Below are 4,033 nucleotides of genomic sequence, written 5' to 3' on the forward strand. Positions count from 1 at the left end.
GTGCTCTTCCGATCTTACGTTCCCGACAGTCTTTGATGAGGACGGACAGGTCAATTATAACTATGGCGTGACCGGACTGCCGACGACGTATCTGATCAATACGGAAGGCAATGTATATGGCTATATGCCGGGGGCCATGGATAAGCAGACGATGCTGCAAATCATTGATATGGCGCGCAACAACGAAGCATATTGAGCGTGAGATTGAGCGAATTTTCAAAGGTCGGCAGTCGGGAAACGGGGAAGCGGCTGCTTGCTGAGGCCGTGAACTCAGGACGGATTTGCCGCAGATTTGAAAAGAGATAGAAAAGGAAACAGAAAAGGTAAATTTCAGAAATTGAAGTTTATCTTTTTTTTCATAGAAGTTGAATGGGATTGCAAACTGCAGAAGAAATGAAAAACAGGGCTAAAAATAAAAAAGTCGGAGCCACCGACTTTTCCAGGAATCAGGGTCTGCGAAAGGAAGCGCAGGACCCACGGGTTAAGTAAAATGAAAGAGAGGAAAAAGAGGAAACTGTTCATAAGGTTAAATTCATTTTACTTAGATCTAAACAGGAATTTGATCAGGACCATCAAGTTTCTGTTTATGGTTAGTAGTTTAAACTGGTTGGTAAAGATTGTCAAGCAATTTTCAACTTTGATTGTAAAAATTTCATCATTCATGAAAATAGTTTCTTTCGTGAAACTTACAAATAAGGAATGCATGACAATGTATTGAAAACTTCGGGACGCCAAGAAAGAACGGGATCATCCCGGAAACAGGGTAACGAGGGGATCTGGCTCTGCTTCGTCAAAGCTCCGGATTTGTTCCATGATCTTTTTCAGATTCATTTCCCCAACGGCCAGATATTCCAGCCCGGAGCGATCGCCGGCAGTATGATAATGGCCGGTGGATTCGTCGATCATCGTATTTTTGGCTGTCAGATGAATTTGTCCGGTATGCGCGAGCTTGAGAACCTGCCGGGCATTGTATTCCCGCACTCCGCCCCCAGGCAGAATCTGAATCTGATCGCCATAGAGATCCTGCAGGCGGCCTAATTCTTTGCAGCCTTCCACGATATTCGGATAGACTGCGCCGCCGCTGGTCAGCACACGTGTGATGCCGCAGCGGATCAGAGTCTTCAGCGAGTCTTCCATATTTTCTGTGCTGTCGTAAGCTTTGTGGAAAATGGCTTCCTTGCCCCGGGCAGCCTTAACCATTTGACAGGTCCGGTCTTCGTTAATGCTGCCATCCTCATTCAGAAAGCCGAAAACCAGACCGTCGGCGCCATGATCCATAAAGATCTCAGCATCCTTCAGCATAGCCTGAAACTGCGGCTCAGTATAATCGAAGCCGGCGCCCCGCGGCCGGATCATCACGCAGATCGGCAGGCTGACCCGACGTTTCGCTTCCAGGAATGTACCCAGCGACGGTGTCAGGCCACCCAGCTCCAGCGCGTGGTTCAATTCGATCCGATCTGCCCCCAGCTTTTCCGCCAGCAGGCAGTCGTCGACGCTGCCGCAGCAGACCTCGACAATAATGTGTTTTTTCATAACGATCTCCTTCCTTGAAATGACCTGGTTACCACCATGGATCATTTCCGGTGATTTGATTTCATTGTAGCCTTCATGTTTGGAAAGTGCAATCAGAAGTGATGCCGGAGATGGCATTTCCCCTTTTGATTTCGATTTTGTTTCCAATCCGGAATGTTTTCTTTCTTGATTTCCGTAGAAAATCGTTAAAACGCAGGAAAACACTGGTCACTGTCAGGAACCTCTGCTATAATGACAAACGTAAAAGTTCACCGTATATTCCTGAGGATCGGGCACAGGAGTTTCTACATGGCGGCCGTAACCGTCATTCTACGATGGAAGCCTTTCTTCATGCTTCTGTCCTCGGGAAGCTTTTTCTTTTACGGCGAAGCTTTTTAGAAAGTAAGGGGAATTATGTTAGAAAAGTTATTTAAGCTGTCTTCTCACAAAACGACGGTCAAAACGGAAATATTGGCCGGTCTGACCACCTTCTTAGCCATGGCGTATATTCTGGCGGTTAATCCGGGTATGCTGGGGGCCACGGGCATGCCGGTACAGTCCGTCTTCCTGGCGACGGCGATTGCGTCTGGCATCGCCTCCATTCTGATGGGCGTGCTGGCGAACTATCCGGTTTCCTTAGCTCCGGGCATGGGCGTCAATGCGTTCTTCACTTATACCGTCTGCATGCAGTTCGGCTACAGCTGGCAGGCGGCTCTGGCCGCGGTCTTTGTTTCTGGAATAATCTTCATCGTTATTTCGGTCACAGGCTTGCGTAAAATGATCATCAACGCAATTCCGCAGCAGCTGAAACTGGCCATCGGCGCGGGCATCGGCTTCTTCATCGCGTTTATCGGCTTGAAGAATGCCGGCATCATCGTCGCCAATGAATCGACGTTCGTCGCTTTGGGAAAACTGACGGATCCGGTGGTTCTGCTTGCGATCTTCGGGTTGGCGCTGACGCTGATCCTGTTGGCAAAGAAAGTCACGGCGGCCGTGTTCTGGGGCTTGATCGGCACCGCGGTGGTCGGGGTCATCGCGGGATTGTGCGGAGTAGCGAATATGCCGCAGCTGCCGACGGCGATCATGCAGTTCAACTTTGAAATGCCGACGCTGGGTGCGTTTATGAGCGGCTTCGGCGAACTGTTTTCACATAAGGATTTCATCGTCGTCATCTTCTCCTTCCTGTTTGTTGACTTCTTTGATACGGCGGGAACGCTGGTTGCAGTGGCAAACCGGGCAGGGTTGGTCAATGAAAAAGGTGAACTGGAAAATATTGAAAAAGCACTGCTTTCGGACTCCGTCGGCACCTGTGTGGGCGCTGTCTTGGGGACTTCGACGGTAACGTCGTTTGTAGAATCGACCTCGGGTGTTGAGGTAGGCGGACGGACGGGCTTAACCGCGGTGACGACCGGCGTTCTGTTCTTGTTGTCGATTGTCTTCTTCCCGCTGCTTTCCGTCGTGACCAGCGCGGTTACGGCGCCGGCTCTGATCGTCGTCGGAATTCTGATGGCGCAGCAGCTGGGCGGCATCGAATGGGATAACTTCATCTTCGCGTCGACCGGCTTCATGGCGATCATTATGATGATTCTGTGCTATTCGATTTCCGACGGTATCGCGTTAGGGTTTATCACCTATGGCGCGGTGATGCTGGGCAGCGGCAAGGCGAAGGAAGTCCGGCCGATTATCTGGATTCTGGATATCGTCTTTATCCTGTATTTCATCATCTGATTCATCCATCATTTTCTGTGGTAATCCGCCACTTTCGATGGTAAAATAAACAAAGGAAAAAGTGAATTAGAATACTCGTTATTTTAATTCACTTTTCAATTCCAAAACAAAGGAGGCAACACGATGGCTGATAAAATTATCGTTCTCGATTTCGGCAGTCAATATAACCAGCTGATCGCCCGGCGGATCCGGGAGTTCGGCGTCTACAGTGAGCTGCATCCCAATACGATGACGCTGGCGGAGATCCAGGCCCTGGGGGATGTGAAAGGCATTATTTTCAGCGGCGGACCGAACAGCGTCTATGATGAGAATGCGTTCAAATGTGATCCGGCAATCTTTACGAGCGGTCTGCCGATTCTGGGAATTTGTTACGGCATGCAGATGACGCATTTCATGAACGGCGGCGACGTGCGTTCGTGCAACAGTAAGGAATATGGGCGGACTGAGATTGAGATTGAATCGGATTCTCTGTTGTTCAAGGGGCTGCCAAAGAAGCAGACCGTCTGGATGAGCCATGGCGATCAGGTGTCCAGGCTGGCTCCGGGGTTTGTGAAGGACGCTTCCAGCTCTACTTGTGAATTTGCTTCGACGAGCAATCCGGAAAAGCGGATATATACGGTACAATTCCATCCGGAAGTGCGGCACAGCGAATATGGCAACGAGATGCTGAAAAACTTTGTATTTGAAATCTGCCATGCGCAAAATAACTGGTCAATGCACAATTACATCGACATGCAGATTGAGAAGATCCGCGCTCAGGTCGGTTCGGACAAGGTTCTGCTGGCCTTATCGG

At 49.7% G+C, this 4,033-nt stretch carries 4 protein-coding genes and 1 riboswitch; of the genes, 3 read left to right on the forward strand and 1 reads right to left on the reverse strand.

Features of this window, described 5'->3' with window-relative positions; translation table 11 throughout:
- Positions 1–196: TlpA family protein disulfide reductase (locus tag AC5OW4_RS14730; protein WP_493677161.1), on the forward strand; the 196-nt coding region annotated here is incomplete at its 5' end.
- Positions 197–747: 551 nt separating this feature from the next.
- Here AC5OW4_RS14730 and AC5OW4_RS14735 read toward each other — a convergent pair.
- Complete coding sequence (locus AC5OW4_RS14735) at positions 748–1,533, reverse strand: copper homeostasis protein CutC (protein WP_072685048.1); 786 nt, start codon at positions 1,531–1,533, stop codon at positions 748–750.
- Between the two features lie 231 nt (positions 1,534–1,764).
- A riboswitch (purine riboswitch) is annotated at positions 1,765–1,865 on the forward strand.
- Between the two features lie 61 nt (positions 1,866–1,926).
- On the opposite strand from AC5OW4_RS14735, the gene AC5OW4_RS14740 reads away from it, so the two are divergent.
- Both AC5OW4_RS14740 and guaA read left to right on the forward strand, forming a co-directional pair.
- On the forward strand, positions 1,927–3,240 hold the full coding sequence (locus tag AC5OW4_RS14740) for an NCS2 family permease (protein ID WP_072684679.1): 1,314 nt from the start codon (positions 1,927–1,929) through the stop codon (positions 3,238–3,240).
- A gap of 123 nt (positions 3,241–3,363) precedes the next feature.
- Positions 3,364–4,033: glutamine-hydrolyzing GMP synthase (gene guaA / locus AC5OW4_RS14745; protein ID WP_493677162.1), on the forward strand; the 670-nt coding region annotated here is incomplete at its 3' end.

The sequence above is a fragment of the Holdemania sp. genome (genome assembly GCF_986127675.1).